16 protein-coding genes are annotated in these 24719 nt (G+C 56.4%); 15 read left to right on the top strand and 1 reads right to left on the bottom strand.

Going from position 1 to position 24719, the window contains the following annotated elements:
- Positions 1-53 precede the first annotated feature (53 nt).
- Positions 54-2249, top strand: a complete 2196-nt coding sequence (locus tag ACE3TQ_RS08870; protein ID WP_374581727.1) for an NHL repeat-containing protein — start codon at positions 54-56, stop codon at positions 2247-2249.
- Between the two features lie 319 nt (positions 2250-2568).
- On the opposite strand, the gene ACE3TQ_RS08865 is transcribed toward ACE3TQ_RS08870, so the two are convergent.
- Positions 2569-2868, bottom strand: a complete 300-nt coding sequence (locus ACE3TQ_RS08865; RefSeq protein WP_374581726.1) for a putative quinol monooxygenase — start codon at positions 2866-2868, stop codon at positions 2569-2571.
- A 107-nt stretch (positions 2869-2975) separates the two neighbouring features.
- On the opposite strand from ACE3TQ_RS08865, the gene ACE3TQ_RS08860 reads away from it, so the two are divergent.
- From ACE3TQ_RS08860 to ACE3TQ_RS08795, 14 genes are all read left to right on the top strand, one after another.
- Positions 2976-3932: a GlxA family transcriptional regulator gene (locus ACE3TQ_RS08860; protein ID WP_374581759.1), complete on the top strand. Its 957-nt coding sequence runs from the start codon at positions 2976-2978 to the stop codon at positions 3930-3932.
- Between the two features lie 162 nt (positions 3933-4094).
- On the top strand, positions 4095-4640 hold the full coding sequence (locus tag ACE3TQ_RS08855; RefSeq protein WP_374581725.1) for a hypothetical protein: 546 nt from the start codon (positions 4095-4097) through the stop codon (positions 4638-4640).
- A gap of 2 nt (positions 4641-4642) precedes the next feature.
- The gene (locus tag ACE3TQ_RS08850) at positions 4643-5152 is read left to right on the top strand and encodes a hypothetical protein (protein ID WP_374581723.1); all 510 of its coding nucleotides are present in this window, start codon (positions 4643-4645) and stop codon (positions 5150-5152) included.
- A gap of 3 nt (positions 5153-5155) precedes the next feature.
- Positions 5156-7471, top strand: a complete 2316-nt coding sequence (locus ACE3TQ_RS08845; RefSeq protein WP_374581722.1) for a cohesin domain-containing protein — start codon at positions 5156-5158, stop codon at positions 7469-7471.
- Positions 7468-7941, top strand: a complete 474-nt coding sequence (locus ACE3TQ_RS08840; RefSeq protein ID WP_374581721.1) for a type II secretion system protein — start codon at positions 7468-7470, stop codon at positions 7939-7941. Before ACE3TQ_RS08845 ends, ACE3TQ_RS08840 begins: the two co-directional genes overlap by 4 nt.
- 3 nt (positions 7942-7944) lie before the next feature.
- A complete protein-coding gene (locus tag ACE3TQ_RS08835; RefSeq protein WP_374581720.1) occupies positions 7945-8316 on the top strand; it encodes a type II secretion system protein in 372 nt (123 codons plus the stop codon).
- A complete protein-coding gene (locus tag ACE3TQ_RS08830; RefSeq protein WP_374581718.1) occupies positions 8317-8772 on the top strand; it encodes a type II secretion system protein in 456 nt (151 codons plus the stop codon). It abuts the gene before it with no gap.
- A gap of 11 nt (positions 8773-8783) precedes the next feature.
- Positions 8784-9206 (top strand): type II secretion system major pseudopilin GspG, encoded by a 423-nt coding sequence (gspG, locus tag ACE3TQ_RS08825; RefSeq protein ID WP_374581717.1) that lies wholly within the window; start codon positions 8784-8786, stop codon positions 9204-9206.
- 11 nt (positions 9207-9217) lie between these two features.
- A complete protein-coding gene (locus ACE3TQ_RS08820) occupies positions 9218-10402 on the top strand; it encodes a type II secretion system F family protein (protein WP_374581716.1) in 1185 nt (394 codons plus the stop codon).
- A gap of 8 nt (positions 10403-10410) precedes the next feature.
- Positions 10411-12060: a GspE/PulE family protein gene (locus ACE3TQ_RS08815; RefSeq protein ID WP_374581714.1), complete on the top strand. Its 1650-nt coding sequence runs from the start codon at positions 10411-10413 to the stop codon at positions 12058-12060.
- A complete protein-coding gene (locus ACE3TQ_RS08810; RefSeq protein WP_374581713.1) occupies positions 12041-12799 on the top strand; it encodes a hypothetical protein in 759 nt (252 codons plus the stop codon). Before ACE3TQ_RS08815 ends, ACE3TQ_RS08810 begins: the two co-directional genes overlap by 20 nt.
- Positions 12796-13302 carry a PilN domain-containing protein gene (locus ACE3TQ_RS08805; protein WP_374581711.1) on the top strand — a complete coding sequence of 169 codons (507 nt, stop codon included), beginning with the start codon at positions 12796-12798 and terminating at the stop codon, positions 13300-13302. Before ACE3TQ_RS08810 ends, ACE3TQ_RS08805 begins: the two co-directional genes overlap by 4 nt.
- Before the next feature lie 215 nt (positions 13303-13517).
- A complete protein-coding gene (locus ACE3TQ_RS08800; RefSeq protein ID WP_374581710.1) occupies positions 13518-24332 on the top strand; it encodes an NBR1-Ig-like domain-containing protein in 10815 nt (3604 codons plus the stop codon).
- A complete protein-coding gene (locus tag ACE3TQ_RS08795) occupies positions 24332-24604 on the top strand; it encodes a hypothetical protein (protein WP_374581708.1) in 273 nt (90 codons plus the stop codon). The genes ACE3TQ_RS08800 and ACE3TQ_RS08795 overlap by 1 nt, the downstream gene beginning before the upstream one ends.
- The last annotated feature ends 115 nt before the right edge of the window (positions 24605-24719 follow it).

Below are 24719 nucleotides of genomic sequence, written 5' to 3'. Positions count from 1 at the left end.
TTTTTTACGGCAGCCCGGATACTGGAAAGCTCAACAACCAGGCGGGGAAGGCCATGACCAAATTTCATCACGTCACGCATTATGGCGAGATCGTTTTGCCGGGCTCGACTGCTCGCGGCGAACTGCCGGAAGACTTCACCATGAATTCACCGGTCGGCATTGCGCGCGACCACTACAACCATATCTGGGTGTGCGATACCGGCAACAGCCGGGTGCTGGTGTTCACCGCCGACCTGAATACGCTGCTGCACGTGATCGACACCCCCGGCGCCGGCAGCGAACAGGCGCGCCGCCTGCTGATGCCGTTCCACCTGTGCCCGCACCCCGAGCAGGACCTGATGTATTGCACCGACATGGGCAATGGCCGTGTCGTGGTGTTCGAATACGACGAGCACAATGTCGACTTCCAGTTCGCCTTCGGCGACGCCGCGGACGGCATCAACGGCAAGAATTTTACGCCGCTGAGCGACCCGAATGGCATCACCATTGTGCGCGAAGCGAACGGCAAACACTTTGTCTACGTCAGCGATGAATTCTTCCACACCGACGACAGCGACAACAGCCGCTGCGTCAAGTTCACGCCGGAAGGGAAGTTCGTGCTGCAGTTCCGCGCCGTGCACGACGCCAACAGCGTGCATGACCTGCTTTGGCCGCAAGGCCTGGCGTCCGACGCGCACGGCAATATCTACCTGGCCAACACCGGCCACTACGAAATCCTCAAGATCGACACGGCCTGGCCGGTCAAGGACGAAAAAGTGCAGTGCCCGGGCGAGACCTCGCTGCTGCACAGTTTTGGCGACCCGACCGGCATCGGCAAGTTCAACGTCATGCGCTCGGTATGCGTGATCGACGACCGCATCTTCGTGCCCGGCCAACTGGAAGATTCGATCACCGTGTACGACACGGAAGGCAAGCTGCTGACCGTGGTGGACGGCATGCTACCGCTCTGGAACACCAAGCCCCAAGTGGCGCACTCCATCGCCGACATGGTGTACGGCGCGCTGCAGGACGCGATCTTCGTCGGCCCTTACCAGATTTGCGAAGCCGCTGAACCCAATGTGTTCTACGTGACCGAACCCTTCGCCTCCATCGTGCTGAAGATGCGCATTGCCCCCGACCGCGACGGCGGCGACCAGGCAGCCGTGCTGCTGGACGCGGTGGGCCACCGGCGCGACAACCAGACCATCAAGGCTGCCACATCGCAGTTCAACTGCATGACATCGGTGATCGGCGTCGACCCCGCGCGCGCCGGCAGCGGCACCTTGCCGCAGCTGAACTGGATCGACAGCTGGGCCACCGCGACCGCGAACATCTATAAATACTGGTACGACCAGCTGAAGCACCATGCCCGCCTGGACCCGCTGGCACACGCTGCCAGCTCGTCCTTCAACATCGACTCCGGCAACTGGTGCATGAAGACGTTCAACACCGCCGCCGACCCGATCGCCCAGCTGCAAGACATGATGCGCGGCTTCTTCATGCCCGGCGGCCTGGCGATGGCGGTGTACTACCCGTCCGAAAACCAGCCCTTGCTGGGCCAGATCTGCCCCGGTACGCCGCTCGTCTTCATCACCAATTTCAATGCAGGCAACGTATCCATGTTCCAGTTCGGCCCCAACGGCCATCTGCTGAACTACGGCTTGCCCTTCGGCCGCGACGGCATCGGCGGCGACGGCACCCTGAAAGCGCCGCAAGGGCTGGAAGTGAACAGCCACGGCGAAATCTACATCGCCGACTCGGGCAACAACCGCATCTCCATGTGGCAGCTGCAGCCCTCCGGCCTGGTTTCCTTCGTCAAGAACTTCCAGTGGGAGGATGACGGTGAAGCGCTGGCCAAGTTTGCCCCAAGCGACGTAACCATCGACGCCCAGGACCGGGTCTTCGTGTGCGACCAGTTCAACCACTGCATCCGCGTGTTCGACCGGCAGGGCAATAGCCTTTGGTCCTACGGTAAGCCGGGCTACTGCGAAGACCTGCAGAAGCATGCAGCCAACTTCTACCTGCCGGCCAGCCTTTGCGTGGACAGGGAAGGGCACCTGATTGTGAACGACCTGGTCAACCGCGCGCTGAAGATCTTCCGCATCGGCGAGGACACGCTGGAGTTTGTGACAGGAGAACGCGTCTTCAAGAAGTATCCGGAAGCAGGCGGCGTATGGATGCCGTTCTTCATCTATGCGCGCGACCGCCGCGTGTATGTGCCCGACACCACCTATAACGTCGTCAATATCTACGCCTACCAGCTTGAATGATGGAGGTGGGCGATGGTGCGAGTCCTGCTGGCCTGCCTGTTGCTGCTGGTGCCCAGCCTGGCGCAGGCTTGCCGGCAAGACGACCTTCACCATCGACGTTGAGGAGCGCCTGGTTGCTTTCGCCTCGGCCCGGCACTCGGCGAAACCGTTCTCCAGGCTGGAGCGCAGGTCCTTGAAATTCCCTTCCGCCCAGATCCGCCCATATGGCCTCCCCACGGATGCCTCGACTCTGAGCGAATGGGAAGGCCGGGTTTTGCTTGGACAGGGACTGCGCAAAAACGTTCACACGCTTGTCGCTTTGTGCCCTGCTAACTTGAGGTTAAGCTGACTTCAGCCCCAGCACATCAATAGGCTCGATGCTCGGCGGCGAAGCGAACAACTCCGGCGCTTGCGCCATCAGGGCTTGGGCGATGGGACCGTTCAGGTGGGCCTGGCGGGCTTCCTGCGTTTCGAAGGCATCGAAGACGCCAAACACGCGCTCGGACAGCCGCAGGGCGAACCAGTACTTGGTGCCAGCCTCCTGCTTGGCCAGCTCCAGGCCGGTTTGCAGGAAATCAGCGACGGCGGTTTCCTTGCCCGGCTTGGCTTCGAAGCGGGCGAACAGTGCGTACTTGATCATGTTTATCTCCTTGTTGGATTAATCGCGAAACTGCGATGGAGGCACTTTACAGACGGTCGCCGCACTGCGACACTGGCGCGATTGACAGCTTTGATGCCGATCTTGCCATGCAGATTACTGTACTAGCGCTCGACAGCGTATTCGACACCGGACTCGCGGCGGTGCTGGACGCATTCACCACCGCCAATGAACTGGCGCCATTGCTGGAATCTCCGCAGCCTGCCTTCCACGTCACCCTGGCGGGCATCCGTCCGACAGTGCGCAGCGCGCAGGGTATGCAAGTGCCGGTGGTGCCTTTGACGCAAGCCCCGGCGCCGGATTTGGTAATCCTGCCCGCTATCGGCCATAAGATGCCAGGACCACTCGAAGCCGCGCTGGGGACCACGGAGATCGCCGAGGCAGGAACCGCTTTGCGCGAATGGTCAGCGCAGGGCATACGCATCGCTGCTGCCTGCATCGGAACGTTCGTGCTGGCCGAAAGCGGCCTGCTGGATGGAGAGGAGGCGACCACCACCTGGTGGTTGACGCCGATGTTCCGCCAGCGCTATCCACACGTGCGGCTGGATGCGCAGCGTATGGTGGTGGCGTCTGGCCAATTCGTTACTGCCGGCGCAGCGCTCAGCCACCTCGACATGTCGCTGAGCCTGATCCGGCAAGCGAGCCCGGAGCTGGCAGCAATGGTGGCGCGCTACCTGGTGGTGGATGCGCGGCCCGCGCAATCCGCCTATGTGATCTCCGACCATCTCGCCCATGCCGACCCCTTGGTGACAAGCTTCGACCGGTGGGTGAGGCAGAACCTGGCGCAAGGCTTCAACCTGGAGGCAGCGGCAGCAGCGCTGGCCACCAGCAAACGCACCTTGGCGCGACGCCTGCAGGAAGTGCTGGGCAAGACGCCGGTGAATTATGTGCAGGACCTGCGCATCGAACGCGCGGTCCACCTGCTCAAGACCAGCGGCCAGAATATCGACCGCATCGCCGAGCAAGTGGGCTATCGCGATGGCGTGACGCTGCGGACGCTGTTGCGGCGTAAATTGGGCAAGGGCTTGCGTGAGATTCGTAGTTGACCCGACGTGCTCACGGAGGAACTAGCCATACTTGGTTGATCATCGATTACACCTGGTTTGTGACAATTGGATAGTTTGTCATGCAAATTTCACTAGTATAATTTCATGTTCATTGCTCAATAGCAATGTGTATTGCCATGTCTGTCATAGCATTTCGCATCCGTGAGTCCCTTCCCGCAGAAAATCCGCTTCCATATCTCCGCATCGTGGCGTCGTCAGCGAATCGCACTGTTCATGCTTTTGCTGTCGGGATTGGCAGCGGTAGCTGCAGCGACTTTGTGGGCATTTTCGGAATATGAGTTTAAGAAAATGACAGAGCTCGTTGCAGAGCTGAGGCTTGCGAGGAAATCGCAAGTCGTGTCGCCGGCAGTTGCAGATGACCCAATCCCAAAGCAACAGGCTGCCAGCTTGCAGAAATTCTCCAGCCAGCAGTTCACGGCGCAGTTTCATGAGTTAGCGTCGAGTGTCGGTCTGCCGGTTGATGAAGCAGCTTATGTGTTGGAAGAAGGTGAACGCCAGCCGTATTTACGTTATCGAATAACGATGACCGTCAAGACTCGTTACCTCGATGTGCGCAAGTTCATAGCCGCGCTGGCGGCCGATATGCCGCATGTGGTACTGGACTCTATCCGCTGTGGCAGAGAGGCAGGAATGGCTCAGCCTCTAGCCTGCGAGATGGCTTTTTCCGCATTCTTCCTTAAGGACTAGCAATGGATGCGAAGAAGCGCTGGACGCTGCTTTTGCTGGCGCTGGCGGCCACGGTTGCGGCAGTGGCGTTCCCGGCGGCTGAAGATGAAAATCTGGTGGAAGTAGTGATACCAGCGTCCCGCACACGTCAATCTGTTAGCCAGACGGCGGCGCCGCCTGCTGCTTCACCGGAAATCGCCTGGGTGGCGAGTGATGAAGATCCTTTCGCGGAGCGCGGATGGCAAGCGCCCCCGCCTCCGCCTGAGCCGTCAAAGCAGCCAGTTGCGGCTGCTCCAGTCGACACGACGCCTCCGCCACCGCCGCCGCTTCCCTACAAATTTGTGGGGCAAATGAACAATGGCAATGAGCGAACAGTCTACCTCGCGAGAGGAGATCAGGTCGTGCTCGCCCAGCAAGGAGATGTGTTGGACGGGAGCTATAAAGTCGCCGTAATTCGCCCTTCCGTGATTGAGTTTGAGTCCGTGTCGTCGGGCCTCAAGCAAACGCTGGCCATTCCAGCACAGGAAAACTGAACCATGTTCCCCCAATTCCCCGGCAAATTGAAGCGCGGTGTCTTGCTCGTAGCGCTAGTCGTCCTGGCCGGCTGCGCCGCTCAGCGCCACCACCGCAACGGCTTGAGCGCCTACGAGCGTAAGGATTACCCCAAAGCGGTCGCAGAACTGCAAAAAGCCGTTGAACTCACCCCAGGAGACGTGATTTACCGGCGTGACTGGATTCGTGCCAAAGAGGAGTCCATAGAAACGCTGTTTGGCGCAGCACAGTTGGCGCTCGGGGACAATGACCGCAAGCTGGCTGAGCGGAACCTCCGTAGCATTTTGCAGTTCGATCGCGATAATGCGCGGGCGCTGGCAGGTCTGGAGCGTCTTGAGCTGCTCGCGCGTGCCGATTCCGATGCTGAAGCAGCCAGCGCTGCCTTGAAGGCAGGAGATACGGCCAAGGCTGCGGAAGTTGTTGCGCGCGCCCTTAAGGCAGCGCCATCCCACACCGGGGCGCAGGCAGTCCGCCGCGAAATCGACGAGCTGCAGGCGAAGGAGGTACTGCTTGAGCCGTCGCTGGGAGCACTCTATAAGAAACCGATTAATTTGGAATTTCGGGATGCCAGCATCCGTATGGTGTTCGATGCGCTATCGCGAAGCACTGGCATCAATTTCATTTTTGATCGCGATGTCAAAACCGACCAGCGCACAACGGTCTTCCTAAAACAGACTTCGTTGGAAGATGCCATTAATGTCATCCTGTCGACCGGCCAGCTAGAGAAGAAGGTGCTTAACTCAAGCAGTGTTTTGATCTATCCCAATTCCGCCAGCAAGCTGCGGGAGTACCAGGACCTTGTTGTGCGCGCGTTCTACTTGTCGAATGTAGAGGCCAAGCAAGCAGCCAGCCTGCTCAAGACCGTCCTCAAAATCAAAGATCCTTTTGTGGATGATAAGTACAACATGATTGTCCTGCGTGAGCCGCCTGAAACCGTCGCGCTCGCGGAGAAGCTGATTCGCCTGCATGATCTTGAAGAGCCGGAGGTGATGCTGGAGGTGGAAGTACTGGAAATTAATCGTTCGAGGCTGCTTAATGCCGGCATTCAGTGGAACAGCGCGTTCTCAGTCACGCCTACGGGTGTAAGCAAACCTACCACCGGGCAGGGGAGTACGGCCCCGGCCACGATGACCATCCACGACTTGCGTAACCTGACATCGGAAAAGCTTGGAATCACAGTCCCGAGCGCGACGATCAATCTTCAAAAAATGGATGGAGACGCGAACCTTCTGGCGAATCCTCGTATCCGCGTGCGCGATCGCGAAAAGGCAAAAGTTATGATCGGGGACAAGGTACCTGTCGTAACCACGACAAGCACCAATAACTTCGTAACCGAGAATATCCAGTATCTGGATGTCGGCCTGAAGCTAGAGGTGGAGCCGGACATTCATTTGCGGGATGAGATCGGGTTGAAGATCTCGATGGAAGTCAGCTCGCTGGTGTCGTCCGTAAAAACCAATAATGGTTCGCAGGCATATCAGATCGGCACACGAAATTTTAACAGCACCCTGCGATTGAAAGATGGTGAAACGCAGGTACTGGCGGGCCTGATCAATGATGAAGACCGCATGTCCGCAAATCGTGTGCCGCTGCTCGGCGACCTCCCTATCCTCGGCAGGCTGTTCGGCAGCCAGAACGACAACAGGCAAAAAACCGAAATCGTTCTTTCGATAACGCCCCACCTGATTCGAAACATGCAGCGCAAGGACCCGTCGCTGGAATCGTTCTGGTCGGGCACTGAGGCATCGATCCGCAACCGTCCGCTATTGCTACGCGAGATGAAGCCTGGGCAGGATGCTGACCCCGCTGTAGGTGGTAAACCAGCGGCTGGAACAGCACCCGGTTCGAACCGATCCGTCAACCCGGTTGTCACATCGCCTCCAGGCGCACCAAAGCTGACATGGATTGGTCCTCGCAGCGCGAAAGTCGGAGAAATAGTCGAGTTGTCGCTGGACATTGACAGTGCCGACAGTTTGCGCGCGACTTCATTGCAGTTCTCATACCAGCCCGCTGAGTTTGAGATTGTAGCCGTGGATGACGGCCAGTACTTTGGCAAAGATGGGAAGGGCGCATTTAGCAAAACAATTGATGCGGCGGGAGGACGTATCTCGATAGGCGCCAGCGCGCCTGATGGGGCGCCTCGAAAGGGCACGGGGCGACTCGTTGCTCTCAAGCTCCGTGCCTTGAAGGAAGTGACCGAAGCGTCTGTTGGCCTCATCGCATTGACGCCGGTTGGAGCGGAAAAAGCAATACCTCGTCCGGGCATTCCTGTTTTGCACCTGATGGACGTTAGCAGATGAAGCACCAGAGGGGCTTTAGCCTTATTGAGCTACTGGCTGCCGCCGCCATCATGGGCATTCTCGCAGCGGTTGCGGTGCCGGTAATGGAAACCACACTACGGCGAGAAAAGGAGCGTGCGTTGCGCACTGCGCTGCGCGATATTCGGGGTGCGATCGACGCTTACAAAGCCGCCGTCGATGCCGGCCGCATAGCGAAGGTCAATGGCGGCACAGGGTACCCGCCAGGTTTGGTGGACTTGGCAGCTGGTGTGAAGGATTTGAGCAATCCGTCCGGACCCCCAGTGTTTTTCTTGCGCAAGGTGCCGCGCGATCCCTTCCATCCGGACGCCAAGACGCCCGCTGCCAGCTCATGGGGACTGCGCGATTCAGCCTCAGAACCTGATGCCCCCAAGGCCGGGAAGGACGTATTCGATGTCTACTCGACTTCAACCCGGGAAGGCTTGAATGGCGTCCCCTATTCCGAATGGTGATCCATGCGTAAGAACGGCTTCACAATGATCGAGCTGCTCGTCGCTGTCACCATTCTGGCATTGCTGGTATCGGTTGCGGCGCCGCGCTATTTCGGAAATATGGATCGCGCTAAGGAAGATGTTCTCAAAGAGGATCTTTACATTATGCGCGATGCGATTGACAAGTTTTATGCGGACAGGAATCGCTATCCTGCTTCTCTGGACGAGCTGGTGCTCGAACATTACCTGCGCAAGGTGCCAATCGATCCGTTCACGCGCAGTAACCGCAGCTGGATCCTGGTCACGTCCGAGGATAAAGGCGTGACGGGTGTGATTGATGTACGCAGCGGCGCACCTAATGCCGGCAGGGACGGTACTTGGCTGAAGGATTGGTAAATGCAGCGCCGGCAGGAAGGATTTACGTATGTGGTTGTCATGTTCATGGTCGCTGTGCTGGCGATTGCTTCAGTGCGCGCTCTGGAGAGTGCAAAGACAGCCGAAAAGCGTGATAAGGAGACCCAACTGCTGTGGGCTGGGATGGCCTACAGAAACGCAATTGCGGCCTATTACCACCAAAGCCCTACTGGGAAACGCTACGCAAACAAGCTTTCGGACCTGCTCTATCACGGTGATCTGAACAATCCGACGCGGCCTCTCCGAAAACTGTATCGCGATCCGATCACCGGGGCAAAGGACTGGGGCGTAGTGCGAAATGACGACGGTGGAATTATCGGAGTCTACTCACTATCGACGCTTATCCCGATGAAGCGCGACGGGTTCCCGCATGAGCTGGCGGCCTTTGCCGGTGCCAAAAAATACAGCGATTGGAAGTTTGTCTTTAACCCTAACTAATAGGAGGCTTGATGCAGAGCCCTAAAAATATGCGTGGCTTCACGCTTCTCGAACTGCTGGTGGTGGTGGTCATCATCGGACTGCTCGCCGCTTTCGTAGCGCCAAAGTATTTCGGTCAAATTGGCCGTTCCAAGACCCAGATCGCCAAGGCACAAATCGAATCCTTCGAGAAGGCAATGGACCAGTACCGTATTGATGTCGGTAGCTATCCGACTACCTCGCAGGGCCTGGTAGCGCTGTTCGCGCAACCAAATAACGTCACCAACTGGAATGGCCCCTATTTGAAAAAGGGCATTCCCGACGACCCGTGGGGGAAACCTTATGTATTTGCTTCGCCTGGAAAAAATGGCCGCGAATACGACATCTCCTCTCTTGGCGCCGATGGCAAGGAAAACGGCACGAAAGAGGATGCTGACGTGACCAGCTGGAACTGAGCGTGAACTGAATGCGTTTCCACGCCAAGGTATTGAACGACGCGCTGCAGGTGGTCGACCTTCAGGTCGACGCTGTCAGTGAACAGGAGGCTCGCAAGCTGCTGGCTACAAGCGGTGGTCGCGTGGTCGAGTTGCGGACCGCCCGCCGGCGGATGGGGCGAGATGCGAGCGTACCAAAGTTCAACCTTGCAGTATTCAACCAGCAGTTGTACTCGCTGCTCGATGCAGGGCAAACTGTTGTCGACTCTATCGACATGCTCGGTGCAAACGATAAACGTGGGCGCAACCGTGCCATTTACGATGCGTTATTGCGCGAGCTAAAAGATGGAAACCAACTCTCCGATGCAATGGAGTCGCTGCCATCCGTTTTTCCGTCGTTGTACGTGGCGATGGTGCGCTCCAGCGAGACCACAGGAACGATTCGGGAATCCATCGAGCGCTTCATGCGGTATCAAAAGCAGGTAGACGATATCCGCCAGAAGGTGGTGGCGGCGACAACGTATCCCGCTGTCCTGCTGGCGGTCGGCTTCCTTGTTATTTCGTTCCTGATGCTCTACGTCTTGCCACGGTTTAGCGAAGTTTATGACGACGCTGGAACCATGAAGCAGGGCGCCGCTGGATTTGTTCAGTTGTGGGGTTCCTTTGTGCGTGAAAACCAATGGCTCGCCTGGGGGAGTTTTCTTGGCTTGGTTGCCGGTATTTTGACGGTCATATTGCACCCTTCCGTAAGAAGCCTCGCATATCGTCGCTTGCTGGCACTTCCCTTGGTTGGCGAACGGATCTGGGTTCTGCAACTGGCACGTTTGTACCGGACCCTTGGCATGCTGCTGCATAGCGGCGTGAGTGTTTTGGCGGCCATGCGGATGACCCGCGCGTCTTTGCCACAGGCAATGCATGCCAATCTTGAACGCGCCATCCGCATGGTGAGCGAAGGTAGTGCCATGTCGATGGTAATGCAAGAGTGCGGCATGAGTACGGAGGTATCCGTCAGGCTGCTCCTGGCGGGAGAGTCTTCAGGCAATCTCGATGAAATGATGGGACGCGTGGCAGATTTTTATGACCAGGAGACGGCGCTCTGGATTGATGCAACCGGACGCTTGATAGAGCCGGTCCTCATGCTGGGCATCGGTTTCGTCGTGGGTGCAATCGTTCTGCTTTTGTACAGCCCAATTTTCGACTTGGCGAATATCGTCTGATAAAAGAAATGTCTATAACATTTGAAGAAATTGCCAAGGCGGGCCGGGAGGCCATGCCGGGACGCTGGTTGGCCACGCTTGCTGGCAAAAGCGGCCTACCCGAGTCGCAAGCATTGGAGCAGACTGCGGCGTTGCTCGGGTATCAGGCCATGCCATCGGACCGGTTAGCTTCATTGCGGCCTGATTTTGAGCATGCTCGCTACCGCGACATGGTGGATCGGTTTGCGTTGATTGGACGCGAACAGGAATTGGGGACGCGCGTCGCTGTGCTAGGCGCGCCGTTGCAAGAGGGTCTTGGCGCATGGCTGGCGACTTTGGACTTGGGCGCAGTTTATTTGTCCGATCCTGCGGCAATTCGGGAGTACCTCGAAGCGCACGAGGCGATGTTCAGCGCCGTCGCCGAAGCGGTCGGCGATGACGACATCATCGAAATCGAAAGGGATGCCAGTGCCGATCTGACCCTGACTTCGATCCAGGGAGAGTCCAGTCCTGCCGTCCGCTTGATTGATTCGACTGTGTTCGACGCTTTGCGCCTGGAGGCCAGTGATATCCACCTGGAGTCCCTGCCGCAGGGGCTCGTGATCAAATTCCGTATTGATGGTGTGTTGAACCAGATCGCGGCCGTCAACAACGTCACCTTGGCAGAACAGGCGATTGCACGCATCAAAGTGTTGGCTGAATTGGATATCGCCGAGAAGCGGATCCCCCAGGATGGCCGCTTCCGCGTTGCCTCGCGGGGCCGTGATATCGACATTCGTGTCTCGATCATGCCCAGCATTCACGGCGAAGATGCGGTGCTGCGGGTGCTGGATAAGAAGGCGGTCATGGATAGCGTTCAGCGGCTTACCTTGAACTCGCTGGGGTTCGACGGTCGGACGATCCAGCTTCTGCGTCGCCTGGCGGCCGAACCTTACGGCATGATGCTGGTTACCGGGCCTACCGGCAGCGGCAAGACCACGACGCTTTATGCCGCATTGACAGAGATTAATCGCGGCGAGGACAAAGTGATTACCATTGAAGACCCGGTCGAATACCAGCTTCCAGGCGTGCTGCAAATCCCGGTCAACGAAAAGAAGGGGCTTACTTTTGCGGTAGGTCTGCGCTCGATCCTGCGTCATGACCCTGACAAGATCCTGGTTGGTGAAATTCGCGATCCGGAAACAGCGCAAATTGCCGTGCAGTCCGCGTTGACTGGGCACATGGTTTTCACTTCTGTGCACGCCAATAACACCTTCGACGTGATCGGACGCTTCATGCACATGGGTGTCGACCCCTATAATTTCGTCTCATCGTTGACGGGCGTCGTCGCGCAGCGTCTGGTGCGGCAGAATTGCCCGCATTGCGTCGAACGCGTACAGGTCGACTCGGAGTTGCTTGAAGAATCAGGCATTCGCGACCCTGAAACCTTTGCATTCTCTGCCGGCCGCGGGTGTCCGCAATGTCGCAACACAGGCTATAAGGGCCGTCGCGCGATCGCGGAAGTGTTGCGCCTTACGGATGAGATTCGCGAAATGATCGTCGCGCGCGCACCTATTCGCGCCATGAAAGAGCAAGCCCGGTTGCAGGGAACGCGTTTCCTGCGTGACGTCGCACTGGACCTTGTACGGCAGGGGCACTCAACTTTGCAAGAGGTGAATCGTGTTACGTTTGTGGCCTGAGGCTATCTCTGTTGGTCTATTCAGTGGACATTGCTGGCTACGGCGCGGCGCGCTGGAGACGCGTTCTGAATCTGGAATGGACTTCGCCGGGCAACTTGAAACCGTGCGTGAGCTGCTTGCCGTGCAGACGCGACGGTTCGGCCGTTTCGCCCGTGCCGATGTTGTCGTTTCGGATAGCCATGCGCGCGTAGCGCTGGTGCCCTGGCAGGACAGCCTGCACAGCGAAGCCCAGGTCAATGCATATGGCCGCGCAATCCTTGAATCCATGGGATTTATTGCTGACGAAGGGTGGTGTGCGCATACAGGTTTTCGCCACTATGGCGCACCGGGATTCACCTCCGCTTTGCCAGCGAGCTTGGTAGACCAGTTGCGGGCCGAATGCAGCAAGGCTGGCGTGGTGCTGCGTTCCGTGCTTCCGGTGTCTGCCGCAGTTTACTGGTATCACCGCCCCGCATTGAAGAAGGGTGAGTCAGTATTGTTGATCAATGAACCCGGTCGCCTGACAGCCGTTGTACACCAGTCTGGCAGGCTGAGTGCGCTTGATATAGAACCGATTGTCGGCACGGTAGAACAGGCAGCCACTCGCCTCGAAGCGCGCATCCAAATGCGTTGTCCGGCGATTCGCCAGGTAGAAGTATGTAGCCAGCCACTCGCCGCATGGAACGAATCGCGCCTGTCCCAGCTATTTGCTCAGGCTCAGATCAGGAAACTGCCACGCGCATGTTGGAGCTTCGCATGATGGTGCTTGATCGCTTCCTTGCACCCGTTCCGCCTGCCGCAAAGCACATGTGGTTTGTCGCTGCAATTTGCCTGGCATGCGCCAGCTTTGCCGCTTACAAATGCTGGCATGCCGAAAAGGCAGTCGCACACCTCGTGCAGGTTGCTACTGCCCTGGAGTTGCCGCCACCGCCCAAGATCGAATTGAGCAAGGCGGAATTGGAGCGCAACCAGGAGTGGAACAAGTTGGCTGTCGAACGTCGTTTTAACTGGTACCCAGTTTTCAAGGCCCTGGAACGTGCCAGCTCTGAAGATGTGGAGTTGCTTGCGTTCGATCCGGATAAGGCAAATGCGCAACTAGTACTGCGAGGCGAAGCCAAAAGCGTTGAAGCGGTGGTGGCCTATTTGGCGCGACTGTCCGAGCAGGAGGCGATTGGTCGCGTCTATCTGACGCGCCAGCGATCGACAATGAGGCAGTCACTCAAGACAACCTCTTTTGAGATCAGAGCCTCTTTGATTCAATGATTTCAAATTAAAAGCTCTATCTGTGAAATTTGGTGAGAATGCAACGGTTATTTCTTTGAGATAATTGTTGATAATAAATATAAGGTGAATAGCAGTAACTCCAAGCCATCGGCGGGTGTCCTCCCGCCTTGGGCCTTGCGCCCTCCAGCCAGTCGCTTACCGCCTCCTTATCCCAGTAATGCTAATCCACGGCGCGCCGCGCCACTGTACGACCTATGTTCCTGAAGATCTTGAAATCTCACGTGAAAAACGTGTTCGCCTTGCTCCTGGCACTCTGCATGCTCGTTCCCAGCCTGGTAATGGCAGCGAACAACGCCGTGATCGGCGCCCAAACGGTGCCGATTAACATGGTGGCGGGTGAACCCTACTCAATTACCATGAGTTTCAAGAACACTGGTACCACATCTTGGACGAGTGCGGCCAAGTACTGCGCTAAGCTCTTGAATCCGACAGGGTGGGAGGTCACATCGCGCTGCGTCGCCACGACGGTGGCAGTCAACGGATTCTTGTACGTCAACCACAATGGTGTCGCGCCGTCGACGCCCGGCGTATATAACTACCAATGGCAAATGGAGCAGCAGGGGGTAGGGTTGTTTGGTACCCCTTCGACCAATTTCGTTATCACGGTTGCGCCAAGGGTTCAAAATGCCCAGTTCGTTTCGCATACTGTTCCTGCGGTATTGAACGCCGGGACGCGGGCTATCAGCTTTACGATGAAGAACGCTGGCAATGTCACATGGAAGGCTGGCCAGTACGCTTTGGTCGCCCAGAACCCAGCTGAGAATGCGACCTGGGGTGTCAGCCGCCTTATGCTCGCGACCGCAACAGTCGCACCGGGAGCAACCGGCGCATTCACCGGTACGATTACAGCACCGACGACCTTGGGCTACTACGGTATGCAATGGCGGCCAATGGAAGTGGGCAAAGATTACATCGGTGAGGCGACGCCGCCACTGAATATTCCGATTTCAGGTGCGGGTCCGGCGGTGAACGTCCAGAGCCCGACTGCAGGTCAGGCGTTCATCGGCGATGCGGGCTTTATCGAAGTACCCATCAAAGTAACCGCCACCCCTACAGGCGTGGCTACAGTAAGCAAGATCGAGATCCTTGCGTACAATACTGCCAATTCGACGCTAACGGAAGTCGACCAGGTCGACGGACCTATATATGAGAAGACGTTGCGACGTGCTGCGGTTGACCAAACTTTGTATGCGAAAGCGACAGATAGCTTTGGCAAGTTCACGCAATCGATCATAAAGATCGATGCGCTGCTGGATGGAGCTACCGTAGTTTCACACACAATTCCAGCGAAGATGGTGCCCAACGGCGAATATGATGTCACCGTCACGATGAAGAACACCGGTGGTACGACTTGGACACCACAAGGCGTCGAGCTGATAACTACGAACCCTGTCGGCAATACGACATACGGCATCACTTCTATGCCTTTGACGACTACCGTTCCACCAGGAGGAACTGCTGTATTCTCTGGTCGTCTGAAAGCACCTGCGAATGAGGGAACAGTTCAGACGCAATGGAGGTTGCGTGAAAAGAGTAGGGCAGTCTTCGGTAGCGCGGTCCTGGTCTCTGTTGCCATCGCCCGCGAAATCCCGGTTGTCACTTTGACGAAGCCAGCGAACTTAGATGTCTTCGAACCGGCGACCGGTACGACTATCCAGGTTCAGGTTCAAGGTAATGCGGTGGCAGGAACAAACTCGACCATTTCCAAGTTGGAGATTGTGGAAGGTGCTATTGTCCACGCTACAGTTAGCGGCAACTCCATCAATCAGGTTATTACGCTATCGGCAGGGCGACACCCCCTACGCTTGCGTGCTACCGATATATGGGGCGAAGTCGGGTTCAGCCCGATTGCCAACATCAATGTATCGGCCAACAACGCCGACTACGTCAGCCAAAGTCCAATTACAGAGATAACTGCAGGTGCGGTGTACAACTACGTCGTCACTATGCGGAACTCGGGTTCTAAGCCGTGGTCGCAAGACGAAGGTCACGCCTTCGCGGTACCCGATCCCAAAATTGCAGAGACTTGGGGCTTGCCTCACAAATTCCCTGGGAGTGTAGCCGCCGGGGCCCAGACGGCCATCACCATACCAATTCGCGCGCCGGCAGTACCTGGTACCTACGACATTGAGTTCCAAATGCTACAAGGCGGACGGGAATGGTTTGGCGAGCGCTCGCTCAAACGCCAGATTTCCGTGAATCCGGAAAAGCCTACGGTTCCGTCACTGACAGCGCCAATGACTGGCGAGCGATTCATTGCTACCGGGGCTAAAGCATCGGTGAATGTGCAAGGCGCTGCCATGGCTGGCGCGTATGCGTCTATCGTCAAGCTGGAGGTGCTCAGTCACGTCACCGTCTTGGCGACCGTCGACGGCGATAAGATCAACACCACCGTTGAGTTAGCTCCGGGTACACACAGCCTGAAGTTGCGCGCCACTGACAACTTTGGGCAGGTAGTAGTAGGGACCGAGTTCATTACAGTCACTGTACTGTCGAACAATGCTACATACGGCACTGTGACGGTACCTGCCCAGATGGCCGGTGGTCAAAAATATCCGGTGTCCGTGAGCATGCGGAACGTCGGTACGTCCACATGGACTGCGGAAGATGGCTACATGCTGGCCGCGGTTACGCCGGGTTGGGAGAACGTTCGTATTCCTGTGCCTGGCCCAGTTGCACCAAATGCAACAGTGCAATTCGATTTTGAAGCAACCGCTCCAAATGATCCGGGAAGCTACCCATTCCAATGGCAAATGATGCGCCAAGTGGAGGGCGAGTCGGAGACGTTTGGTGCTAAGACCCTAAGCAAGACCGTAGCAGTGACCACCGCAGGTCCACCGGCAACCGAAATCATCGTGCCAAAAATGGGTGAAACCTATACTGCGAACGGCAGCACGGCGCCCGTGAAAGTGGGCGTATGGGGCAAGACCTATGGATCTACTACCTCCGTCAAATCGGAGATCCTGGATGGATCGCAAGTTGTGCATACGGCTGTCCAGCCCAACTACGTCGCAGAACTGCAGTTCGCACCTGGAACGCACACTCTGCTTGCCCGCATCATCGATAGCGCTGGCGGGACGGCTCAAAGTAAGCCGATCACGTTTACCGTCGTCAGTAACCACGCCACATTCATCGCGCAGTCTGTGCGCCAGGATATGACCGCCGGTGAGCGCTATCCCGTGTGGATCAAGTTGCGCAATACGGGTACCTTGCCTTGGCAGCCTGGGTTCGTTCTGCGCGCACTAAACCCGGTTGACAGCACCACCTGGAACGCTAACGGCCGCATTCCGCTCAACGCAGTCGTGGCACCGGGCAGCGAGTACACTTTTGCCTTTGATGTAGTGGCCCCTTCGACGAATGGTGCCTATAACTTCCAATGGCGACTGGAGAACGATAAGGGCGACGTAATCAGTGCTGACACGCCGAACGTTGGCGTAACAGTCGGCCCAATTGTGGTACCAACCGTTACCTTCAAAGCTGCTCCGGGCAATGTGCGGGTAGCACCGGGCCAAACTGCGGCTATCGCCGTGACTGGCTCGGCCAGCGTCCAGGGCGGCCAGATCAGCAAACTGGAAGTCTTCAAGGACAGCGGTTTAGGCTATGAAGTCGCACCAGTCAAGGTTGTGAATGGCCCGGCCGCAAATCTCCAGATTAACGAAGCCATTGCACTGCCTGGCGGAACCTACCGCCTGAAACTGCGTGCGACTGATACCGGCAACCGCATCGGCGAGTCTGCACCAGTACTGGTGAGCATCACCGACAGCGCGCTGCTTGGCGTCGTATCCGGCGTGCGTTCGAATGCAGCGCAGAAGCTGGAATTGGTTGGTTGGGTATGCCGCGCAGGCTCTGACGAGGCTATGGCTTACGATATCTACGTTAATGCCCCTGAGAAGCTGGGCGGAACGAAGATTGGCAGCGGCATCGCCAATGCTGGCTCCGAGCCAAGCGACGGCTCCGTCCGCACCGCGTGCGGTACCGCAGGCTCCAGCCACCACTTCATTTCCAGTCTGGCTGAAGCGGCAGTCCAGTATCCCGGCGCCAAGCTGTACGTGGAGGCCCGTGCCAACAATGGCGCCCAGATCATCTTGCCATGCGAGGACAATAACTGCCGTATGCCGGACGGCATGCGCATTGGCCTGACATCGCCTAATGCAAGCAACAGTGACCGCTTCCGCCAGCCATCTCCAGCATTCTTGCGTGCGCAGGTGACTGGTGCCAGCGGCGCTATTGACGATGTCGCATTCCATGTGAATGGCGAATGGCTTCCCGGGGTGGCAGAAGGCGGTGGTGCTTACTCCATTAGCAAGGGTGGCTTGACACCAAGCGCACTGCCATACATTACCTATGCAAAAGTGCGTCAAGGCGGCACCACCCTGATTACTGAAGAACGCAAGTTCTATATTGATGCCGGTTTTGTACCGGGAGTGGTATCCCCGGCAACTGGCACCGTGGTCGGCTTGAACCGGCCAACCGTACTCAGCATTGAGATCAATGAAACGGTTCCGGCCGGCGCAACGGTTAAATTCTATATCGACAAAGTGGGCGTGCCCGCGCCGCTCGCCCTGGAGTTCGGCCATGGAGACGGTGAGGGCGGTGGAACGCCTGGCGTTGTGGGCGGCGCTACCAATTCTGGCCAAAAATGGAGCTATATCTGGACGCCAACCATGGAAGGCTTTTACTCGGTTCGCGCCAAGCTATTGGACGGGGCCGGTATCGTCTTAATGGAAACGACGGCCGTGACACTCGCAGTCAGCGCCGACGTGAAACCTGACCCTGCGGCGGAGCCAATCGAGACTGAAGAGTTTAAGGATCTTGCTGCGGAAAACGCTGGTACCTTGCCGGGTAGCCTCAGTGTCGGGAATGATGGCGCCGCGTCGTATAGCATTCCGCTGGCGGTTCCGCCGGGCAACGCTGGCCTCGAGCCAAGGCTGTCGCTGAATTACTCTAGTAAAGGAGCCAACGGAATGGTTGGCCTCGGCTGGTCGCTGGCCGGTCTTTCGACAATCCATCGCTGCCCGAAAACAATCGCACAGGATGGTACGGCAGGGCGGATTAGTTTCGAATCTTCTGACCGCTTGTGCTTGGATGGCATGCGCTTGATTCGCGCAAGTGGTGGTAGCGACGATGCAAACTACTGGGCCCCAGAAGCGCAATATCGCACCGAAGTCGAAGGATTTAGCCGAATCTCGCGCCTGCAAGATGGCAGCTTTAAGGTCGAGGAAAAGAATGGCCGTATTCACTACTACGGCAACACTGCTGCGAGCGCAATCGATGCGGTTGGACCGGCGGGCCAGCTACTTTGGGCTCTTGGCCGCACAGAAGACCGTTCGGGCAACTACATGACGCTGGAATACTCTAGAGACGCGACGCGCGGTGAGTACCTCCCGTCGCTCATCAGCTATGGTGGAAACATCAACGCGAAACAAGCTCCGGATCTGGCGGTGCGTTTTGAGTACGAAGACCGGAACGATTCCCAGATTCAGTATATCGGCGGAGCGCGTAACGATCTCGTGCGACGCCTGACCCACGTAAAGACGTTCATTAATATTTCGGCAGACGCGACCGGCGGTGACCTGGTGCGCGACCTGGAGATACGTTACACCTCGAGCCGAACCAGCAGCCGCAGTCTCGTGGAATGGATGCAAGCCAGTGTGTTTAATTCGTCCAGTGGGAAAATGGAAGCGCTGCCCAGGACCGCATTCGGCTGGGGCGACGGAGGTGATCCGGAACTGAAGGAGATCATCGCGCCATTTGATTTGGAAGTATTTGGGGACAATCGGGATATTCCGATAACCACTGCCGTTGGAGACTTTGACGGTTCTGGCAAAACTTCCATTCTTGTTGCGCAAAGGGGTGGGGTTCGTGACCCGAATTGTTCCGATGAGCGTTGCACGACCCGGCCGCTGCTGAATAGGCTGAGCGGTAGGACAGCGGTCGGTACTCTTCTGTCCACCGAACTTTCGTTCCCCATTGGGAGTGGCACCTACACCGATCTGACGGCCGGTGACCTGAACGGCGACGGCAGGGATGACCTGGTGCTATTCGATCTTGATGACCGTAAGTGGGCATATTGCCTTGCTGCAACTCCAGCTTTTTCGAATGACAGCCCAAACTTTTCCACGTGCGAAGCCGGCGGGGAATTGCCTCTGCAAACCGGTATGAAAAGGGCGAATCCTCCGGTTCTACATAGCTTCCTAAACGATGGCCGCATGCAACTGGCGTACTTCAACAATCAGAATCAAATGACGGCTTGCGCCTATAGTGGCGACCGGATGACTTGCGAGGCAATAGCTGCGCAAATACCAACGAATTTCAAGCTGGAGCAGCTAGTCCCGATCCAATTGAGCAAACAAGGGACGCCCCACTTCTACTCCATTGTGCGCCTTTCGAACACATCGACGGCTATCGCACTCTGCCAAATCACAGGTTCGAATCTGAAATGTGAGAAGTTTGATGTAGTTACCGATAGCGAAACGGTTTCCGGTCAAGCAACAGGCGATGTAAATGGAGACGGTCTAGCTGATTTGATTTACATGAAATATGCTCCCGGCTCTAGCAAACCGGTGGCGAGGCTTTGCCAGAGTTCCGAAACCGGCTTAGAGTGCCGGAATTTGCAGGGGTGGGTCATGACGGACATTATGAGTCGGCGATTCTATTATCCCGGCATCGGAGATTTTACCGGCGATGGCGCAAGCAGATTTTGGACCCTCAAGGACTCCGAACACCCTGAGCTGTGCCATATCAGCGGCGAAGCGGAAGTATGTAAAAAGATTGAAACCAATGGCCTCTCTCCTTCGACGCGCTATGCGTTCGACACCGTTTCCCGACTAATCATGTCCGGGCCGAGCGAGGTCCCGGCATCTCTTAATTGCACTTCATATCCATCTAAGAGAGACGGCCGGTTTTACAAGACTTGCTGGGTTACCTCAGTGGAGCTGCCGGCCATGCAAGATAAAATGGTCAGCGTGGTCAATGGGCTTGGTTATCGCGAAGAGGTGAGCTATTCGCGTGGAGATGATGAGAAGGTTTATACGCGTTATGCCGACGACAATGGCCGCTTCAGAATTCCAACTTATCCGATGATGAGCACTTCCTCGGGAGTGCTGGTCAAGCAACTGCGTCAAGATAACGGTCGCGGCCAAATGCTGGCGACCGACTTCTACTACCAAGGTGCGATGCGCAATGCGCATGGCCGCGGTGATCTTGGCTTCGCCGTAATGGGCGCGATTGACCAGGCTACGAAAATCGTGACCAAGCATGAGTTCCGCCAGGACTTCCCGTTTGTCGGGATGCCAATCACTGTAAGTAAAACTCATGGCTCGTATGCGCTTGAATATACGAATTTTTCCCTTGAAACAAAACGCTATCCTCTCGATGGCGGCGTAACCTACTTCCCGTTTGTGAAAGAAAAGTCTGTGCTCCGCCGCGACGTGGACTTCACAAACAATAGCTATCCGAGCCTCGGAAATGTCCGCACCGTCAACGAGTATCTGGATGGGTGGGGCAACCTGAACGTGCAAACGGTCACGACGACCGACACGCCTGAGACCAAGTCGTATGTAACGCGAACCGAGACGAAGTTCCTCACGGAGGCTGGCAAGGCCTACCTGAGCGGTCTGCCGACTAAAGTGAGCGTTATGAAGTTCGGCAGCGGCATGGATCCCGTAACCCGTACAGTGGACTACGAGTACGACCAAAACACCGGTTTGCGCAGTAAGGAAACCATCGCCAAAGACACTCCGCTCGCATTGGAGACAGTATTTGACCGGACCGAGAATCTCTACGGTCTTGTGAAAAAGGTTACGCAGAGCTGGACCGATCCTGCGTGCGGTGACACTCTTTGGCCAGAAAAGGACTGTGCGACGATCAAGACACGCACCGTTTCGGAACTCGAATATGAAAAGGGGCGTTTCCCGTACAAGGTTAAGAATCACCTCGGTCAGGAGGAAGTGATTAAGTACGATTACGCCACGGGTGCCTTGAGGCAGTGGACCACCGCAAACGGTTTGAGGACTGATTGGGTGATCGATGGTCTTGGCCGCGCAGTAAAGAAAATTGGCCCTGACGGGAATACGATCTCCGGCCAGCTGAAGCAGTGCTCGGTGAGCTGCCCATCTGGAGCGAAGATGGTTCATCACACAGAGGCGACCAATGGTATCGACCGCATTGCAATGCCTGAGCTGACCTACATGGACAGTGCTGGCCGCGTACTGCGTATCGCTACGTGGGGCTTTAACGGCGCCAAAGTGGTGACGGACCGCCGCTACGACGATCGTGGTCGATTGAAGGAAATCGACCAGCCGCATTTCGTGAACCAACGTGCGGTTCTGGCTCGCAGCCTTGACTATGATGACCTGGATCGCGTCACTAAAGTAACTACCCTTGACGAAAACGGGGACGCTCACAGCGCCACCATTAAGCACATGGGACTGTTTACCGAGGAGAGCAACGCCAAAGGCCAGAAGCGGACAACGAAGCGAAACGAAATTGGCCAGGTAGTCGAGATTACCGACGCCAAGAACGGGCGCACTCAATTGGAGTATGAGTCGTTTGGCAACTTGGCGCGTTCCGTAGATCCGAACAAATTCGAGGTCGTGGTGAAGTACGACATGTTGGGCCGCAAAGTGCAGCTGAATGACCCCAACATGGGTGTTACTGACTACTGGGTCAACCCATTGGGCCAGGTCTGGGCGCAGCAAAGTCGAAAGCAAAGGCCGAAGGGGCAGAAGACTTATTTCGCATTTGATATGTTGGACCGCATGCGCGCTCGCTTTGAAACGGACTTGGAAAGCCACTGGGAATACGACAGCGCTGCCAACGGTGTAGGGAAGCTGGCTGTCTCTTATACGGGAACAAGCGATGCCAAGGACTATCGTCGTAATTACCAGTACGATGAAAAAGGCCGCCTAAAGGCGACCGAGGAGAAGGTCTATGGAAAACTGTATTCCAGTGTGACTAAATATGACGCATGGGGACGTGTGGCCGGTCTCGAATATCAACGTGAAGCCGGTCCGGTCAAATCGTATGGCTTGAAGTACAACAAGTATGGCTATCTTGACCGCATTTTGCGCGGCGATAAGTTGTTGTGGCAGATCTTGACCCAGGATGCCGGCGCACGCCAGACAGCACTGTCGTTCGGGAACGGTTTGCAGTTGCGTACCGACTTTAATCCATTTACTGGCCTGGCCTCCGATGTTGTGTTGTCGGATACGCAGGAGAGGCCGCTTTGGGAAGAGCACTATTCCTTCGACCGGATCGGCAACATGCAACAGCGTACGCGTTACTGGCGCGGTAACGGTTTCATTGAGGGTTTTAGCTATGATGAGTTGAACCGATTGACTTCGAGCCAAGTCACAGGCAAGTCGTTGCTCGAGTACAGCTATGACGCCGTTGGCAATATGAAGACCAAAACTGGAGTCGGCAGTTTTACTTATTACACGAACGAGCCCGTAATGAACATGCCGCACGCCCTGAAGTCGATCTCCGGCCCGGCAGGTGAGCTGAGGTTTGACTATGACCTTAACGGTAATATGGTCAGCGGCGCTGGCCGCGCGATGTGCTGGACCAGCTTTAATATGCCAGCAAAGATCGTCGTAGGCGGCAACCCGACTGACTGTTCTGGCGGCAGCGCATGGAGCACGTTCGTCTACGGACCTGAGCACCAACGTACGCGTCAGGAGCGCAGCGATGGTCTGGTCGTTGTATACGCCGGAGCACAGGAAGTGGAGTACAAGGGCGACGACGAAACGGTCAAGACATACTGGCCGCTTGGTATTGGCATGGAGATTGATAGGCCAGGCGCAAGCACACCTGAGCTCTATTGGACCCATGGCGACCACTTGGGCAGCCTTGTCGCGGTGACCAATCAAGCTGGGATTTTGAAGGAACAGATGGAGTTTGACGCGTGGGGTAAGCGCCGCAGCACGTCCGACCACGATAGCGGTGGCGAAGGGCATGGCGTGATCGACAACAAGGGTTATACCGGCCACGAGATGCTGGACCAGCTGGGATTAGTGCATATGAATGGACGGGTTTATGACCCGGTCACCTCGCGCTTCCTCAGCCCGGATCCGATGATTCAGGATCCGTTGGAAGGACAGAACTACAATCGATACAGTTATGTCATCAACAATCCGCTGGCATTTGTTGATCCAAGTGGATATAACTTCACCGGTTGGATCGGCTCCGGCTCGTCGGGTTCCAGCACTGGCTTTAACTTCAGCTTCAACTTTAATTTCGGTTGGGGACGTAGTGGCGGTATCCCGGCCGGTAATGGCGTCGTTAATAACCCAAGTGCTGTGGTGTCAACGGGGACGGCTGCGAGCAGAACTGTTGCCCAAAATAACGCAAGCATCAATAGTTTCTCTGTTGCCCAAGGAGCTAGCGCTTCGGCAATCAATGGGCTGGGAACTGAAGGCGAACGCCGCCAGAGTATTCTTAACGGAACTCACGGGACTATTCGCATTGCTGAAAACCCCGGTGCTTCCGCAGATGAGCCATTCTATGAATGGCGGATGCAAGAGCAAGTAACCAAGTATTCTGGGCTTATTGACGAGAGGTCAGCGAAGTATGGAGTTGATCCGAATCTTGTAAAAGCCATTATGTACATGGAAACCACGCATGGCTGGTATGACAGTTGGGTAGCACCGTTCCAGAAGAATACTTCGATTCTTCCGATGAATGTTCGACCTGATACATGGGCTGGTCTCGGCTACTCGCGTGAGGACTTGAAGAATCCAGCAACCAACATTGAGGCTGGTATCCGGATCATTAAGGGGATTGCGGACCGACTTGACAATCCCTCGGTAAGAGGAGTGGCAACGCTGTATAACTCATTGGCAAAGGATAAGGTGTCGGATTATGGGGCAAGGGTGCAAGCCATCTACGATAGCAAGCCTTGGAGCGATCCGTCTCTTCTCCAGATGAGAAATGCGCGTCAATCCTTCAGGGAGCAGTATCGCGGAGGTCAACATAGCCACCCTACGTATAATCAACTGGTGAACGAGTAATGACACGCTTTCAAAAAATGATTGTGATCTTCTGCGCGCTCATGGCGATGGTTGTTCCCCCGGGGCTTGTCGCCTATATCGCGCTCTCACATAATCCTCAAAATGAGTATATGGATGCGGCGGGGAACATCAATTGGGAATTACTGTCTTTCGTAATAGCGCCTAGTTTAGTTATTGGCCTTGTTGCGTCCGGTATTGTCACCTTGGGTATGATTATCGTTGTAAAGTTACTGAACCAGCACACTTCGCGTGATGCCTCGAAGGGGCCGTGATGCCCTCGGTGTGTTGAAGTAGGAAAAAGCCAATACCAAGTCGGCAAACACTACTCCTTCAGTCGTTGGATTCGTCGGCGCTAAGACTGGGATGGCAATGGCTCCGGACCCTAGC

This window comes from Pseudoduganella sp., from assembly GCF_041914865.1.
Classification (GTDB): domain Bacteria; phylum Pseudomonadota; class Gammaproteobacteria; order Burkholderiales; family Burkholderiaceae_D; genus Rugamonas.
The sequence above is the reverse complement of the archived record's forward strand: the minus strand, read 5'-3'. Positions and strand labels throughout refer to the sequence as shown.